Origin of the sequence: Bradyrhizobium sp. USDA 327 (genome assembly GCF_041262065.1) — a bacterium.
GTDB classification, from domain to species: domain Bacteria; phylum Pseudomonadota; class Alphaproteobacteria; order Rhizobiales; family Xanthobacteraceae; genus Bradyrhizobium; species Bradyrhizobium liaoningense.
Genome location: NZ_JBGCCW010000001.1, coordinates 6,277,904 through 6,293,539 on the forward strand (window position 1 = coordinate 6,277,904; position 15,636 = coordinate 6,293,539).

12 protein-coding genes and 1 pseudogene are annotated in these 15,636 nt (G+C 58.9%); 6 read left to right on the forward strand and 7 right to left on the reverse strand.

Annotation, left to right across the window (positions count from 1 at the left end):
* The first annotated feature begins 967 nt into the window (after window positions 1-967).
* Entirely contained in the window at window positions 968-1,279 is a 312-nt protein-coding gene (locus ABIA42_RS29635; RefSeq protein WP_370118521.1) for a DUF3768 domain-containing protein, read from the forward strand.
* Window positions 1,280-1,582: 303 nt separating this feature from the next.
* Here ABIA42_RS29635 and ABIA42_RS29640 read toward each other — a convergent pair whose 3' ends face one another.
* From ABIA42_RS29640 to ABIA42_RS29650, 3 genes are all read right to left on the reverse strand, one after another.
* The gene (locus tag ABIA42_RS29640) at window positions 1,583-1,930 is read right to left on the reverse strand and encodes a transposase (RefSeq protein ID WP_370118518.1); all 348 of its coding nucleotides are present in this window, start codon (window positions 1,928-1,930) and stop codon (window positions 1,583-1,585) included.
* Between the two features lie 616 nt (window positions 1,931-2,546).
* A complete protein-coding gene (locus tag ABIA42_RS29645; protein ID WP_370118515.1) occupies window positions 2,547-2,717 on the reverse strand; it encodes a hypothetical protein in 171 nt (56 codons plus the stop codon).
* A complete protein-coding gene (locus ABIA42_RS29650; RefSeq protein WP_370118512.1) occupies window positions 2,714-3,544 on the reverse strand; it encodes a nodulate formation efficiency C protein in 831 nt (276 codons plus the stop codon). The genes ABIA42_RS29645 and ABIA42_RS29650 overlap by 4 nt, the downstream gene beginning before the upstream one ends.
* A 978-nt stretch (window positions 3,545-4,522) precedes the next feature.
* On the opposite strand from ABIA42_RS29650, the gene ftsZ reads away from it, so the two are divergent.
* Entirely contained in the window at window positions 4,523-5,548 is a 1,026-nt protein-coding gene (gene ftsZ / locus ABIA42_RS29655; RefSeq protein ID WP_370118509.1) for a cell division protein FtsZ, read from the forward strand.
* 403 nt (window positions 5,549-5,951) lie between these two features.
* Here the strand turns inward: ftsZ and ABIA42_RS29660 are convergent, their stop codons facing one another.
* Window positions 5,952-7,457 (reverse strand): protease pro-enzyme activation domain-containing protein, encoded by a 1,506-nt coding sequence (locus tag ABIA42_RS29660; RefSeq protein WP_370118506.1) that lies wholly within the window; start codon window positions 7,455-7,457, stop codon window positions 5,952-5,954.
* A 62-nt stretch (window positions 7,458-7,519) separates the two neighbouring features.
* Window positions 7,520-8,512 (reverse strand): hypothetical protein, encoded by a 993-nt coding sequence (locus ABIA42_RS29665; RefSeq protein ID WP_370118503.1) that lies wholly within the window; start codon window positions 8,510-8,512, stop codon window positions 7,520-7,522.
* 900 nt (window positions 8,513-9,412) lie between these two features.
* Here ABIA42_RS29665 and ABIA42_RS29670 point away from each other — a divergent pair.
* The 3 genes from ABIA42_RS29670 to ABIA42_RS29680 all read left to right on the forward strand — a co-directional run bounded on the left by ABIA42_RS29670 (window position 9,413) and on the right by ABIA42_RS29680 (window position 12,817).
* Window positions 9,413-10,542 (forward strand): IS3-like element ISRj2 family transposase gene (locus ABIA42_RS29670; RefSeq protein ID WP_109866565.1). Its coding sequence is split into 2 segments (ribosomal slippage): window positions 9,413-9,665 and window positions 9,665-10,542, totalling 1,131 coding nucleotides; the frame shifts between segments, so codons are not numbered across the junction.
* Window positions 10,543-11,742: 1,200 nt separating this feature from the next.
* Window positions 11,743-11,997, forward strand: a complete 255-nt coding sequence (locus ABIA42_RS29675) for a hypothetical protein (RefSeq protein WP_370118500.1) — start codon at window positions 11,743-11,745, stop codon at window positions 11,995-11,997.
* Window positions 11,998-12,178: 181 nt separating this feature from the next.
* Window positions 12,179-12,817: a hypothetical protein gene (locus ABIA42_RS29680; protein WP_370118497.1), complete on the forward strand. Its 639-nt coding sequence runs from the start codon at window positions 12,179-12,181 to the stop codon at window positions 12,815-12,817.
* 190 nt (window positions 12,818-13,007) lie between these two features.
* On the opposite strand, the gene ABIA42_RS29685 is transcribed toward ABIA42_RS29680, so the two are convergent.
* A complete protein-coding gene (locus ABIA42_RS29685; RefSeq protein WP_370118494.1) occupies window positions 13,008-13,394 on the reverse strand; it encodes a hypothetical protein in 387 nt (128 codons plus the stop codon).
* Between the two features lie 104 nt (window positions 13,395-13,498).
* On the opposite strand from ABIA42_RS29685, the gene ABIA42_RS29690 reads away from it, so the two are divergent.
* A protein-coding gene (locus tag ABIA42_RS29690; protein ID WP_109866565.1) for an IS3-like element ISRj2 family transposase occupies window positions 13,499-14,628 on the forward strand; the annotation gives its coding sequence in 2 pieces (ribosomal slippage) (window positions 13,499-13,751 and window positions 13,751-14,628; 1,131 coding nt in all).
* 299 nt (window positions 14,629-14,927) lie between these two features.
* Here ABIA42_RS29690 and ABIA42_RS29695 read toward each other — a convergent pair.
* A pseudogene (locus ABIA42_RS29695) lies at window positions 14,928-15,572 on the reverse strand (transposase); the annotation flags it as partial.
* Window positions 15,573-15,636 lie beyond the last annotated feature (64 nt).

Genomic DNA, 15,636 nt, shown 5'->3' on the forward strand with positions numbered 1-15,636 from the left:
GCTTGCGGGGTGGCGCCGTTTTTGTCGTTCCGATAATGAATTCCCAGGTCGCGCTGCAACTGCGTTGCCGATCATTTCTACTGGAGTGGACTGTGGGATCGTGTTAGCTCGACGTGAAGCGATTGACATTATATGCTTTCATCATGAAGGAACGCGGCGCACTGATTGCGATCGGCTTGGTCGCAATTTCAATTACAGCGATCCCTCTCCTCATCAGCCGCTCGGTTTCCGGCGTAGCAACGAACGAGGCGCCAGTAAACCCGACTAGGTCGTCTGACGAGCTCAATGTCCAAGGCTCCTTGGTCGGCCTCGTGACCCAGGAGCACGATTTCGCCTCTCCACTCATTTGGCGTTAGCCGCGACAATCGTTGCAGATTTGTTCTTTCACTTTCCGCCCTGCGATCCGGAACCTGCATGCGTGTCCGGGTTTCGGTGGCGAGGCGGAGGCATCGCGACGAGCGTCCATACGATCGATTGAGCATTTCTTCTAATTTCGCTCAGTAGTGGACGCTCGCTCCACCTCGCGAACGAGCACCCGAATGGGTCGGGTGCTCGTAGCGAGGAGGACACGATGTCCAACATTTCTCTTGCCCAGAGAGTTCAAAAGCTGGTGACGCTTTGCGATCAGAGGGGCTTCCAAGACCTGGACGATCTTCTGTTGGCAGCTCTCCTGAAAGATGCGAGCCCGGCGATCTGCATGACGGAGGGGTGCAACAACACCGCCGACATTGGAGCCCGACCAGGACCAGGGCTTCTGCGAAGCATGCGGTGGCAAGACGATCATCTCAGCACTTGTGCTCGTCTGCCTAATCTAGGAGGCCGACGATGTTGGTTCGTAGCTACTATCACCGCGCGGAATGCAGCCGGGAGTGGAGCGACGTGTGGTCCGCACAATGTGACGATGACTGTCCATACTGCGGCGCTCGCCACATGCCGCCTTATAGGAGCAAGGACGCGGAGGAGTGCGATGATGAATAGTATCGCCCTTCTCAACGATGCCTTCCGGCACACCTTCTGTGGCGGCAAGGTAATGATGACAATCGGAGTCGCTGAGCTGCCCGATTGCGTAAAGGCCGAGGCGCTCCGTCAGGTAGCGGATTTCTCCGGGTTGACAGAGGAGAACGATCCTCATGGCGAGCACGACTTCGGAAGCTTCGACCTGGTGGGTCGAAAGTTCTTCTGGAAGATCGACTTGTATGAGGAGCCAGATGTCAAGGACGCAAATCGAGATCCCGTCGTCAATCGTGTGCTGACGATCATGTTGGCCTCCGAGTACTAACGCCACGGCGACTTGCCCCACATTCAAAAGTGGGGCTCTTTTCTGAAGACTCGGTTTTACTCACTCTTGCTAAGCCAACTTCGATCGTTCCTGCTGCAGCCGTGACCATGCGCACCAGCGCATTGACTTGTATCCGGTCGAAGGCAATCGCCTTCGCACCACAATCGCTATTCACGTAAGCCGGAGCCTGAAAGGCACGGGAGGCGACCAAACTACTACTGGGCTACGAAGAGCCATCAATCTTCCCGGTCGCCAGCCCGCCTTTCCGCAGTTGCGGCAAGCTCAGAAACGACATTGTTCTCGTTAGACCTTCAACGTAGCGCCCTCCGGTACCACCCCTTGCTCGACAAAGCGCCACAAGGCGATGGCCAATTTGCGTGCAAGAGCAACGATGCCAACCTTGCGACCGCGCATCCCCATCCCGCCAAACCGTTCGTGCCACCACAACGAAAGTTTTCTGTTTGGCTGGTAACGGAGCCAGAACCAAGCCAGCTCGACCAATGTTTGCCGAGCAAGCTTGGTGCCTGCTTTGTGGATACCTCGATCGCGACCAGTGTCACCGCTATTGTAAGGGCTGGGCGCGAGCCCAACGAACGACGCCACGTGTCGTCGCGTTTCGAACGAACGATGATAGACCTCGGCAACCAGCACCGTGGCGGTCGTCTCTCCAACAGCGCCAAGTGTCGCGAGGCGCTGAACCCTGATCTGCGAGCTTTGATTTGAGCTTGGAAATGGACCAAAAAGAAGGAAAGACTAGAAGTAGAGCCAAGAATCGGAGGCGTTCAATCGTACTCAAGTTAGCCGGGATTAGTCAGACTTTATCACTTTTTGGGCAACCCGTGGGCAACCACGCAGTATTATTAGCAAAGACGATACGGCAAAGGTGATGAAGCATAACGTAAAAGCCGCCATATGGCGGCTTTTGCGTTGAAGAGACCAAACTGGCGGCCGAGCAAGTGAGCCCTCATCGACCGACGTCAGCGGCGAATGGCGAAAGGTCGAAAAGATCGATGGATGTCAATCGGCCCTTAAATTGCGGGCTATTGTCAAGCTGCCATTCTTTCTCTCCAGTGGCACGCCGGTGGCGATTGCTCCGTCGGAGCTGGTCGGGGTTGCGGAGACGGAGCGATCGCGGTTCGGCGAGACGATCGCCTAGCGGGATTGGATAATCGATGCGTCCTGCTATGGTCCAATACTCGATAAGCTCCGCTGTACACAGAAGTTAGCGGCTGATCAATTGAGGTATTGATCACAACAGGCCGGAACGTCAAAGCGCGGCAACCGTATTGGCCTGCAATCTTGCCTCGCCCAACCGTCCGACACACTCCACTTGCGCTTGGTTGCCGAGATCGAGACGTGCAGCACGAAGCGCAGACACTTTGAATAGCGATGCGCCTTTATCATCGTCGACGCTCGACGTATCGACAGCGAACGTCATTTTGGCAACACCTTCCTGTCCGCGTCGAGCGCTCCCTGATCTTTCGGCTCGGCAAGCTCAAACCACGAGCCTGGTGCATACGTGGCGATAAGCTTGGCAAAGAACGATTGGGGCTCCCAATCTTGCCCTTCGCGCTTCTCGAAAATGACGACTCCGTCGCGGGTGAAATAACTAGGTCCGGGAACATTGCAGTCGACCGAAAGCTCGACGCGCCAGAGGCCGCCCTTCGCGGTTTGCTGCTCATCTATCATCGGCGAGTAATGCACTCCAACCGGCTCGCCGATAGTGCAGCGGCCACGCCGCAGAAGATCGCCCAACTTGCCCTGCGCGGTGGTTACGAAGTTGAAGTTGGCGGGATTATGCAGAAAGTGACGGTTCACGCCGCTTTCGTCGTTTGTCACTTCGTCCGCAATGAGCGAGAGTGCGAACGCCTGCCAGCCCAGTTCCATCGGCTTTGCATACGGCGCCACAATTTTCATTGTGCCATCGGGCGCCACCTCCCACGTGACCGTGTACTCTTCCTTTGTTTTATCGGCCCGGTGTTTGGCCCACGAAAAGATAACTGGCTCGCCCGAGTCGGTCTTTTGACCAACCTCCCATCCCCTGGGGATGAAGTGCGCTACCTTCGAGACCTTGGTGAAGATTTGCTCCGCTGTCTCACCATCCTGCGCTCGCCAGGTTGATTTGACCTTATCGATAAGGGGGTTGTCGCTCGTCCGAACGCCATCGCTCTTACCGGCCAGCCCGCCCGGAAAAATGAACCATACGACAAGGCCGACACAGAGACCAAGACCGAGACAAAACCAAAGCACACGCCTATCGATCATTTTGTCCTACCCCGCGCCGCTGTCCTTTTGTCCTTATATCCGCGCAGAATTGTATCTTGAGGATAGTCGCGACGCAGCTACCAGGATTGGTTGGTATCCAACCCAATTCCATTTGCCACCGGCTGCTGGCGATCTGATGCAGGTGCCAACATTTTTCTGCGGACGGGCCTACGGAGGTCCGTGGCCATTTGGTTAGCTCGTCTTTTGACGTAACACCTCAGCTGGCGCTGGAGAACATGCACAGTGTGTTTGATTCGCTTGCCCGGCAAGTTTCCGCTTCTGTGAAGGATGCGCCGCAACGCATCACCCCGCTTATACGAGGGTTTCTTCTTGAGCGACCGCGGATGATCAGAACCCATATTGATTCCACAACACGCCAATCCCTCGTTAGCTAAAGGAGAGGCGTACGGGGGAATGAAGACTGCTCCCACCCGCGCGCCGACGGAAGATCAATCTGCTTGCGCGTTAAGAATCTTTTAACCATGACGGCCTAGCTTTTCGCGATCTGCGCACATTGCTCGGTACGCTCCCAGGAGGACAGCCGATGCAATTGAGAGGCTGACCTATGTCGCACCTGCTGACCGCCTGAAAATCTCGCCAGGGGCCGCCCGTTCGCTCGCCAAGCAGTCAGTTGCCGCGCTCACTTTCAGACGATGGCAACGCGTTGGTGTGCGTTGATCTCGCCGAAATGCGGCTAAGCCACGGCGAACCGGTGGTCGACAGCAAACAACGCCCTGCGAGCGGAAAGTATCCTGGCGTTGCAGGCAGAGATCGCGCGGCTTGAGGCGACGGCAGTTGGTCATCGGGCAGATCTCGAGCGCAAGCGCCTATGCTGGTGGCTCGATCGACGGCCACGGACGAGCCGGTCCAGACTGGGCCATCTAGCCGCGGACTTGGTCAAAGCAGATCGCAATGCTTGGAGGTAGCATTTCGAGTCATCTCGTTTCCCAGCTTACCGACGCAATCGTGAGGCCGAAAATGACCAACATTACCGATGTTCGCGGGCTAAAAACGCACATTATCGTGTTCGGGGTCGGCGGCGCCGGGGGCAATGCCGTCAACAACATGATCGCGGCCGGCTTGCAGGGTGTCGATTTCGTCGTCGCCAATACAGACGCACAGGCGCTCACGATGTCGAAGGCCAAGAGCCTCATCCAGATGGGCACCCAGATGACTAAAGGACTCGGGGCCGGCTCGCAGCCTGACGTCGGGCGCGCCGCGGCCGAAGAGGCAATCGATGCCATCCGTAAACATTTGACCAGCGCACACATGGTGTTCGTTACCGCCGGCATGGGCGGCGGCACCGGCACCGGGGCAGCGCCTGTCATTGCCAAGACCGCGCGTGAGCTTGGCATTCTAACCATTGGTGTTGTCACAAAGCCATTCCAATTCGAGGGTCAACGCCGAATGCGCCTTGCCGAAGCCGGCATCGCGGATCTGCTGAAGACGGTGGACACCCTGCTGATCATTCCAAACCAAAACTTGTTTCGGGCGACCAACGAGAAGACCACCTTCGCCGAAGCTTTCGCCCTGGCTGACCAAGTGCTCCATTCGGGTGTGGCCTGCATCAGCGACCTTATAGTCAAAGAGGGCTTGATCAATCTCGATTTTGCCGACGTTCTCTCGATCATGCGCGAAAAGGGCAAGGCGATGATGGGCAGGGGCGAGGCTTCTGGCCCATCGCGTGTGCTCAAAGCCGCCGTAGCCGCGATTTCCAATCCACTGATCGAAGACCCCTCGATCAAGCGAGCCAGTGGCCTCATCATCTCTATCACTGGCGGCAAGGACCTGACACTGTTCGAAGTCGACCAGGCCGCTAGCCGCATTCGCGAAGAGGCCGATCAGGATGCCAATATTATCATCGGCGCCACTTTTGATGAGCAGTTGGAAGGTACGGTGCGCGTCTCGGTGGTGGGGACCGGCATTGATAATCTCAGCCAGGCAGAACCGGTGGAAAGCAGAAATCTCCCTTTCGGAACTCGCCGGCCGGCTGCGCAACGATAGCCCTCGCGCCTTGGACCATATCGAGCATAGCGCACGGCTGGCGGCCCATCTAAGGGGGCGCCATGCCGCCGACCGCCCGCTACCCAGGAGGGGTATCGGCAACGCCGATCTGGAATATGAGGCAGCGCGGATGATTAGACCGCCCAGCAAAATGGAATGGGACACATCAAGGCTTTGGGCCACGGGACGGGCCTATCTTGATAATGATCATCTGTCTTTCGAGGACATCGCTTCGCGGGTCATTGAGAGCGCAACCGTCATCAGCAATCGGATCAGGCGCTATGACCGATGCTCCGCCCATTGTTCACAAATGGCATGTCTTTCAGCACATCAAGGAGGCGCCCGGCGAGGAAGACGGGCGACAGATCATCTGGGAAGGTAATGCGTGCCGGCGATCTCGCGCTCATGCAATGCTGGTCAGGGCCGTTACGATGGCACCGCCGTCGGGCGAACCGAGACCGGTGCAGGCGTTCCAGCCGGGACAGGCATTGTAACCAAGGCCCGTTGTATCCTTGTTGTCCCCGGTGACGATCGGACGCAGCAGGTTGGGCAACTGGTACAAACGACCGTTCACAAAGCCGAGCGATTGGCCGCGTCTTGCATTGATCAGCGCAATGAACGCGCCCCAGAGCGGAGCGACCGCGCTTGTCCCGCTTGCGACGAAGTCCACGCCATTGAGGAAGATGCGGTAGCCATTTGTCGGCGCGGCAGCAGCGGCGACGTCCGGTACCCCGCGTCCGCGTCTGCCGTCATTGAGCGAGCCCGGAATCCGGGCCGCGGCTTGAAAAGCGGGCACCTGATATTCCTCGCTGATGCCACCGCCGGTGCCGTGCACTCCATTATCGTTCCACACCGTCTCATTCACAATGCTGCCGCGAGCGCCGTCGAGCACGATTCGCGTTCCGCCGCAACCCAGCACGTAGGGACTCGATGCTGGATAGTTGACGTAGACCCTGCCGTCCTGCATGCGCTCCGAGGCCAGATCGTCACCCGCGGTCGCAAGCACGGTGATCCCAAGCCGGATGGCATCCTGCAGCACCGGGTCGAGGCCGAGCCGCGACTCTGCCGGCCAGAGCGTTTCGGGCTCGCCCCAGGTGATGATGACGACGTTCGGCCGCTCGGGGCCGTGCACCGCCCGGCTGACGCCGGCGACTAGCCCGGGCTCGCTGAGTTCGGTGAAATACACGACAATCCGCGCCTCGGGTGCGACGCCGGCGACCACCTGAATATCAAGGGCCACTTCCGCATCCGCACGAGGATTCGGCCCCGGCCTGTTGCGGCCGGTCCCGACATTGACGTCGACGATCTGAGGCGGCGCGATCTGCATGGCTTGACAGGCCTTGACGATGTCGTCGGTTCTATATCCGCCGGCGGGCTCGATAATTGCAATACACTGGCCTTGCCCGCGACCGCCGCGATCGAGACCGTAAAGCCGGGCCATCTCGGAGGGAAGCAGCCCGATGCCGTTCCCCGCGCTGGCATTCTCCCGCAGGCGGCTGAGCCGCGGTTTCCTGGTGTCGAGGCCAAGAACGGCATGAATGATCGGTTTCAACTGCCGCGGCACGCGCGGCTTGTAACAGGGGTAGTAGCGCCACACTCCGCCGTCGCGGATCCATGCCAGCCGCGTGCCGAAGGCGCGTTCGACAGCGGCGGCGCTGGCCCTGAGCCTGACGCGGCGGCCGAGGAAATCGACCGCGATCACAGTCATGCCCTGCCGCTTGGCAAACCGGCGGATGCGCTCAACCGAGCGCTTCAGGATGGGCCGCCGCTCAGCCCTCAACTGGCTCAGGGTGACGCGCCGCGTCAGTTCGGACAGGTCGATCGCACTGCCGGGACGCCAGCGTACTGGCAGACGATGACGCAAATACAGCGTCAGGCTCAGCGGGGCGTTCGGCGACAGATATTCCACATCAGCGGCCGCCGGCCGCTTAGACGGGCCTCTGCGCCGCCTCGCAGCTCTCGCCACGACAATCAGGGACCGATCGCGTGCCGCGGGATCGACCAGATGAAGTCGGTCTGCAGCGCGAGCAGCGACTGGTTCGGCTGGCCTGGACTGTTCCAGAACCACTCCGGCAGCGGAGCACCATTCGGGCTGCAGAGGCTCTGTCCAGCCGGGCAAAGCGGCGGTGCAACAAAGCCGGCACCGTAGAGATTCTTGCCAGCGACGTTGGCTGATGCTCGCGCATGGCAAGTAAGACATGAGGACGTGTCCGCGAAGCCGGCCTCCGTCACCGAGTTGCCGAGCAACGTCTTGAGCCCCGTCGCAGTCACGAAATCGGTCTGGCTGCCCTTCAGGCAGTAGTTCTCCCACAGCGCAGGCAGTCCGTTGTCCGCAAAGAGTTTCTTGAGCGCGGGCGTCTTGACGCAAGGGTCGTACTTCCCGCCGGGCGACGTATGCGGCGCGACATCCTGAACCACGGCGCCAAATTTGTCGTGGCAGCCGATGAAGTCACAGCGTCCAAGATTGTCCTTGTGCTCGAATGTGGCCCAGGTCCAATTCGGGATCTGCTTGGATATGACGTGCATCGAAACGAGCGCGTAGCGCTTGTTATCTGAGGCCGTGTTTACGTGATACTCGGCCGGATTTCGATTGCCGACGGGAACCCAGTTGGCCTTCACCTCCATCGATTCAATTGGAAACGAGATCGGCTGCCCGCTGGCGAAGGCCACTCGCAATCCAGCTTTCGTTTGCAGTTTGTTACAAGCGATAAAATCAAAAGTTGCCCGGTTGCGACGGGTTTCCTCGCTTGGCTCGTCCTCCGTAGCCCCGGGGACGACGTGCGGCTGCAGTCCCGGCTGTCGCGGAGCCAGCGCGACCAGCGCCGGCACGTTCAGAATTTTCGGACTTGCGACCGGCGTCACCGGGGGCTGCTGCGGCAGTGCTGCGGTCAGCGTCGCGACCTGCGCCGGCGCGCACGTGGTGGCACGCTCCCCGCGTCCCGTCGTAACGAAATCCCGCGTCATTTCTAGAGCGGAGCACGGGCCTTCGAATCACTGTAGCTCCTCCGCCGTCCCCCTTGAGGGGACAACTGCCGGACGCAAAGCCCGATAGACGGCCTTGGCAGCTTTCCGGACGCAAACTAACGCAAAGGCGCCAAGCGCACTCCACATCCATTTTGCTCTACGCTTGCGTTTGATAGCCCGAAACCTTCTGCGCGGCACCTACGAGAACTGGTCGGTCTCCGGCGGACCTACTGATCAGCGCACACCGTTGCTAGATCGAGTGGTCACCGTAGGTCCCTCGACTGATCCTCGCGCTTATGGGTGCGGCCTTAGAACTCGCTCCCTTCCCCGCAAGGAACGGAGGAGAACTATTTAAAATAAACCACAATAACTCTCTGAGCGAGTTTCTCGAACACCTCAGTGTGCGCTCAAAGCAAACCTTTCTTTCACCGTTTGGCTGCAGACAACAGGCGGATTTTGCCGTCACCTAATTGCTTGTAGCTGCGGTATTTCAACGCGACGGATGCAGCCACTGCCAAAGTATGGGGTTTAGGCTGGGACCCCAAGCACCGGAAGGCGACGAAAGCCATAGCATCCGCTCTCATCTGTCCGCGACGATCGCCCAAATCGTGAAGGTCACAGCGAAGATTCCAACCCATGCGGTTATGGTGGGCTGCCCCACTTTGGGCTTTAGCTTTAAAAGTCTCCCAAGACCCCAGAGCGCCATGACGCTCCCTGATATCACGATCCACACAGCAAGGACCGCTTCTGGTCTAGCACCTCTGACGTTCACTCCCGAGATCCAGCATACGACGACCGCGACGATCGATATGAGAGCTGGCCCCGCAAATTCGGACAGTAGCTTGAGTGGATTTTCTGCCTGACAGCGGCGAGGATTCTTGCTGCGAATCAGGAGCGAAGATGACGAAGAAGAGCCGCCGGACGCATTCTCCGGCATTCAAGGCGAAGGTTGCTTTGGCTGCGGTCAAAGGAGACAAGACACTGGCGGAGCTGGCGCAACTGTTTGATGTTCATCCGAACCAGATCACGATCTGGAAAAACCAGCTCCTGGAAGGCGCCGCCGGCGTGTTTGGGCATGACAAGACATCGGCCGAGACGCCGGTCGATTTGAAGGCGTTGCATGCCAAGATCGGCGAGCTGGCGTTGGAAAACGATTTTTTGTCCGGCGCGCTCACCAAGGCGGGCCTGCTGAGCGCAAAGCGATGATCGACCGCGGTCATGATCTTTCTATCGTGCGCCAGGCGAAGGTCCTGAAGCTGGCTCGCAGCACGGTCTACTATGAACCTCGGCCAGTTTCGGCCGAGGACCTTGCCTTGATGCGTCGGCTCGATGAGCTGCATCTCGATTATCCCTTCGCGGGAGCGCGTATGCTGCGATCGTTGCTGCGGCGGGAGGGGGTATACGCCGGTCGCCGCCACATCGCGACGCTGATGAAGCGCATGGGGATCGAGGCGGTCTATCGTCGCCCGAACACGAGCAAGCCGGCTCCGGGTCACAAGATCTACCCGTACCTGTTGCGCGGATTGAAGATCGAGCGGCCCGACCATGCGTGGGCAATGGACATCACCTACATTCCGATGCGGCGTGGCTTCGTCTATCTCGCGGCGGTCGTCGATGTGTTCAGCCGACGGGTCCTGGCCCATCGCGTCTCGATCACAATGGAGGCGGCCTTCTGCGTCGAAGCGGTCCAGGAGGCGTTGGCGAAGCACGGCAGGCCCGCGATTTTCAACACGGACCAGGGCAGCCAGTTCACCAGCCTCGAGTTCACCGATGTGCTGCTGGACGCGAAGATCGCCATCAGCATGGATGGCAAGGGCGCCTGGCGCGACAACGTGTTTGTCGAGCGGCTCTGGCGCACGGTCAAATACGAAGAAGTTTATCTCCGCGCCTACGACAGCGTGTCCGAGGCGCGAGCGTCAATTGCCAAGTATCTGGCCTTCTACAATCAGGGACGCCCTCACTCGAGCCTTGACGGGCGCACGCCCGACGAGGCTTACTTCGGCACGCAAGCTATGGTGATGGCCGCATGACCGTCGCCGACGATTTTGTCGTCGCTCTGGTCGGGCTACGCCCTCCCGACGCAACGACAAAATCGTAAAGCCCCGCGTTCAGCATAACCCGGCAGGAATCCACTTAAATCCAGCGGGGCGCTGTCCAAACAACCGGGGCCAGCTCTATGATCCCCAACACCAGAGAAAACAACCCCGACCACGTACCGGCTTCAGCGTCGTTAGGCATGTCATTCCTCCTCTAGATGTGTTTCCTAGACTTAGTCACCCTCTGGGGTTGCGCTGAAGCGCGCGAGAGGTTGCCCCCAACCGTTGCGCGCTTCATGCTGAATGCCAAGAACACGCGCATGAAGCCGACGGCGACCAGCGATGCGCCGACGATCAGTGTAAGCAGAACACCGATGAGCGCTGCATTTTCAAATGTCAGGAAACCGGCGACGATGTAAAGCGCCCCCAAAAGAGCACACAGCAACAACTTGCCCCACGCCTTACCTGAAAGGCATTAATCACTTTGGCGACGCCGGCGATAATCATCATCACTGCAACTAATAGCACACTCGGCACGGTCGCGTGGCGCAACGCTGCTGAGCGCCACGAAGCCAGTGATTCAGATACAGTGTCGCCGAGAGCGAACATCCAGCCCCACTCCGGTAGGGAGCGACGTCCGGACCGGGTCGAAAATGGCGCTCCGAATTTGTCATGATGGCCCTCCGATGCGAAAGCCGCGCTGCATGGCGCACTTATGAGAGCTGGCTTGTCGCAACCAGCCGCGAGATCACTGGCCGAGCTTGTGCCCGCTCAGCGTGCCACGCCAAGGTGGACCTGCGCTCCGCACTCGCCGTCGACGCCCACAAGGTAGCTCGGTGACGATCCTGCCGAGACACTCCTCATGCGAAGACGCGGAGATTTGCATTCCACCCTCACTCTGGCAATGCCTCGTGTCGCGGTCAACTACCAGCTCAGGCACTTGATCGAAATGATAAACATCAGGACAAATTGACGCCAAGGATGCGTTTCGCTGAATACGCTCTCATCTCTAGCTTCAGGCAAGTGACCCACGCAGGTGGCTGGACCGGACAAGCCGAGCTGCTAGGAATTCCAGACCTATGCCACGACTTGACGAGGAAACGTAAGTTGCCGGCGAGAGCTGCCATGTATTGACCCGTCACGTCGTTCGACCGAAGCATTTCGTCCTCGGGTTGACCAGGCGAACGGAGCCTGATGCCCCTGCAATTCCATCGCGCTGGCGAAGACATGGAAATTTGGAGTGCGAACAGCGACGGCTATTCGTTCGTGATCAGCTTCCAGAGCCCGACTGGTCGTGGCTTCCGCGGAAGGTCGGGCTACGTCGCCTCGTGGCGTCCGCTTGACCAGAGCCGTGGCTCGATCAGGATTCTCGGCTGGCCGCTCCAAAGCTTCGCTGAGGCCGAGAATGCGTGCAACAGTATGCTGAACTACCTTCGAGACGTGAACTGATTCCCACTCGCTGAGAATACTAAGCCTTGCCAAATGCCACAGCCGCGAGCGCCGCCCAGGATAGTCGATCGAATCTCACCGCTCACTCATTATGTAAAGGCCTTGGAGCATATGCTGGCAGCCGATGCAGACGAAGTTGATCTTTTAGGAAACGGGCATTCGGGATGATGGGTGAAGTACAATGAGCAGCAGACAGCTTGAAGATGAGTACGATCGCGAGGAAGCTGAGGCGATTGCCGCGGCACTTGACCTCACGCTCGATGAATTAAATCAAATCGAGTATAGGATAAACGAGATCGCCAACGACGATGGGCTGGTTTACGCATACGGCGTAGAAATCAAAGAAGGAGCCCCGCAGCACATCGTGGACCGGCTTGCGCCGCTGCCCAGGCGGGGCAACTTAGTGCTGATTCATGTGCGGGGATACGCCCACGACGCAGATCAAGAGGAAATGGAAATAGAGATGGCCAGGACCACCGTTTACAAAGTAAAGCTCTACAACATCGCTACAGATGAAGTGGTTATCTCCCGGCGCATGGCCACCCCCGAGGGGGCGGCCAAGATGGGAGGGTGGACTGTTGAAGGCACGGGCCATGTAATTGACCTAGCTGACCTAGAACCCGGAGAGGAATGGACTGCTCGCGACTTCGATCCTGCCGGGTATGAGGGGGGCAAGACTGAACGACCGCGCTGCGCGTCGGTGCAGGGCGACTGCTGCCGTATCGTCCTGGACGGTGGCAAACGACGGAGGGGCTGCATTACCTTGTTCGCTACGAGCGGAAGGGGCAAGCGTCGAGGATTTGCTGCACCGCCAGGTTGAGCAAGGCCGGCTGATGGCGCAAAATGTCCGTGAGACCCTGACTTACTACGCCTTTTCGGACACCTTATTGTTGGCAAAAGATTCGCCCCCTTGAGCGCGTAATCGAGGGACATCCGCCGGCACACTTGTGTCCTCGCTGCATTTCCGAGGGCTAGCCCTGTCTGAACTTCAGCCGTCAGTTGCTTACCTTCTAACTTTTCCTGCAATAAGCGGCTCTTCCGAGAGTCCTATAGCGGACTACAGAAGCAAACAGAATGATGAGCAGGACGACCGCCAATGCAAGTTGCATGTAATAGCTACGTGGTATTCCCGAAACGACGTCTATGCCTACAAGGCGCTTGGTGGCGTCGAGGTATGGGCTCTGCCAATAGGCGAGAGCAGGAATGGACGCAAACGAAGCAACACCCACGAGGCTAACCAAGCCTGAATACAACGAAAGCCTCCACACTGAATCCTCGAAATGAGTTAGATCGAGGTCTTTGCGGAAGGACGATGGAAGGCTGTTCTGATCGCCGATTTTAATCAACCATTTAATGGGCAGCGAGACCACAAAAGGGTTCAACGCAGCCCAAAACATTCCAATATCCAGACAGAGAGCTGGCCCCGCAAATTCGGACAGTAGCTTGAGTGGATTTTCTGCCTGACAGCGGCGAGGATTCTTGCTGCGAATCAGGAGCGAAGATGACGAAGAAGAGCCGCCGGACGCATTCTCCGGCATTCAAGGCGAAGGTTGCTTTGGCTGCGGTCAAAGGAGACAAGACACTGGCGGAGCTGGCGCAACTGTTTGATGTTCATCCGAACCAGATCACGATCTGGAAAAACCAGCTCCTGGAAGGCGCCGCCGGCGTGTTTGGGCATGACAAGACATCGGCCGAGACGCCGGTCGATTTGAAGGCGTTGCATGCCAAGATCGGCGAGCTGGCGTTGGAAAACGATTTTTTGTCCGGCGCGCTCACCAAGGCGGGCCTGCTGAGCGCAAAGCGATGATCGACCGCGGTCATGATCTTTCTATCGTGCGCCAGGCGAAGGTCCTGAAGCTGGCTCGCAGCACGGTCTACTATGAACCTCGGCCAGTTTCGGCCGAGGACCTTGCCTTGATGCGTCGGCTCGATGAGCTGCATCTCGATTATCCCTTCGCGGGAGCGCGTATGCTGCGATCGTTGCTGCGGCGGGAGGGGGTATACGCCGGTCGCCGCCACATCGCGACGCTGATGAAGCGCATGGGGATCGAGGCGGTCTATCGTCGCCCGAACACGAGCAAGCCGGCTCCGGGTCACAAGATCTACCCGTACCTGTTGCGCGGATTGAAGATCGAGCGGCCCGACCATGCGTGGGCAATGGACATCACCTACATTCCGATGCGGCGTGGCTTCGTCTATCTCGCGGCGGTCGTCGATGTGTTCAGCCGACGGGTCCTGGCCCATCGCGTCTCGATCACAATGGAGGCGGCCTTCTGCGTCGAAGCGGTCCAGGAGGCGTTGGCGAAGCACGGCAGGCCCGCGATTTTCAACACGGACCAGGGCAGCCAGTTCACCAGCCTCGAGTTCACCGATGTGCTGCTGGACGCGAAGATCGCCATCAGCATGGATGGCAAGGGCGCCTGGCGCGACAACGTGTTTGTCGAGCGGCTCTGGCGCACGGTCAAATACGAAGAAGTTTATCTCCGCGCCTACGACAGCGTGTCCGAGGCGCGAGCGTCAATTGCCAAGTATCTGGCCTTCTACAATCAGGGACGCCCTCACTCGAGCCTTGACGGGCGCACGCCCGACGAGGCTTACTTCGGCACGCAAGCTATGGTGATGGCCGCATGACCGTCGCCGACGATTTTGTCGTCGCTCTGGTCGGGCTACGCCCTCCCGACGCAACGACAAAATCGTAAAGCCCCGCGTTCAGCATAACCCGGCAGGAATCCACTTAAATCCAGCGGGGCGCTGTCCAAACAACCGGGGCCAGCTCTCAGATCATGTCTGCTTGAGCCGGGAACTTCTTAACGATTGACAGGCTAACCATGAGTGCGACGATTGTCCAGACAAACGCCAGGATGGACTTTACGTACCTGACTAATAAGACTCTAAGTTGTCGTTCGTGAAGAACGTCCCTGAGCACCGTTTTACGCAAGGTGTGGTTGCGATAGGTGGCGACAGAGTATCCATAACAGGCCGCATAAAAGTTCGGTGAGCCAGCGGCGGAGCAGGCTGAAGTTGTAGCCGGCGGCGGCGAGCACGGCGTTGGTGCGGTCGCCGTCGCGACCCTTGAGATGGTTACGGCGCATTCGGTGGTCGTCCTTGAGATGGCCGATCACAGGCTCGACGGCGGCGCGACGCCGCATCTCGCGGCGGATGGCTTTGGTGACACGGCGAACCTGGCCGCTGATCCAGACCTTGAATCTGTCAGGATAGTTGTGGCCGCGGTAGCCCTTGTCGCCGTGGATGCGGCGCGCTGCAACACCAGTGAGCTTTTCGAGGTCGGCGATGACGGGACCGAGCGTGTGGCCGTCATAGGGATTGCCGTGCAGGGCCTTGGCATGCAGTACGAATTGCCCGCCTTTGGGCGCGGTGGCAGGCGTGGCAATCGAGACTTTGCAGCCAAATTCGTAAGGTGCCCGGGCCTTGCCTTTGCCGATGCACTCCACCTCGGGGGCGTGCAACGAGTAGACCTTGGGACCGCGCTGACGCTGCTCTTGATGGCGAACCCGGTGGGCGAGATCGAGCAGCGGACCAAAGCGATCCTCAAGCGCAGGGTCGCCCTCGATCTTGTGTAAAAGAAGGGACTTGAGCTGACAGTGAGTGCTTTGTCGCGGCAGGTGTCCGACAAAGGTT

Excerpts from the sequence above, each read along its gene's own strand:
- ABIA42_RS29635 (WP_370118521.1), top strand. The coding sequence starts at position 968 with ATGATGAATAGTATCGCCCTTCTCAACGATGCCTTCCGGCACACCTTC.
- ABIA42_RS29645 (WP_370118515.1), bottom strand. The coding sequence starts at position 2,717 with ATGACGTTCGCTGTCGATACGTCGAGCGTCGACGATGATAAAGGCGCA.
- ABIA42_RS29650 (WP_370118512.1), bottom strand. The coding sequence starts at position 3,544 with ATGATCGATAGGCGTGTGCTTTGGTTTTGTCTCGGTCTTGGTCTCTGT.
- ftsZ (WP_370118509.1), top strand. The coding sequence starts at position 4,523 with ATGACCAACATTACCGATGTTCGCGGGCTAAAAACGCACATTATCGTG.
- ABIA42_RS29665 (WP_370118503.1), bottom strand. The coding sequence starts at position 8,512 with ATGACGCGGGATTTCGTTACGACGGGACGCGGGGAGCGTGCCACCACG.
- ABIA42_RS29675 (WP_370118500.1), top strand. The coding sequence starts at position 11,743 with ATGCCCCTGCAATTCCATCGCGCTGGCGAAGACATGGAAATTTGGAGT.
- ABIA42_RS29680 (WP_370118497.1), top strand. The coding sequence starts at position 12,179 with ATGAGCAGCAGACAGCTTGAAGATGAGTACGATCGCGAGGAAGCTGAG.
- ABIA42_RS29685 (WP_370118494.1), bottom strand. The coding sequence starts at position 13,394 with ATGTTTTGGGCTGCGTTGAACCCTTTTGTGGTCTCGCTGCCCATTAAA.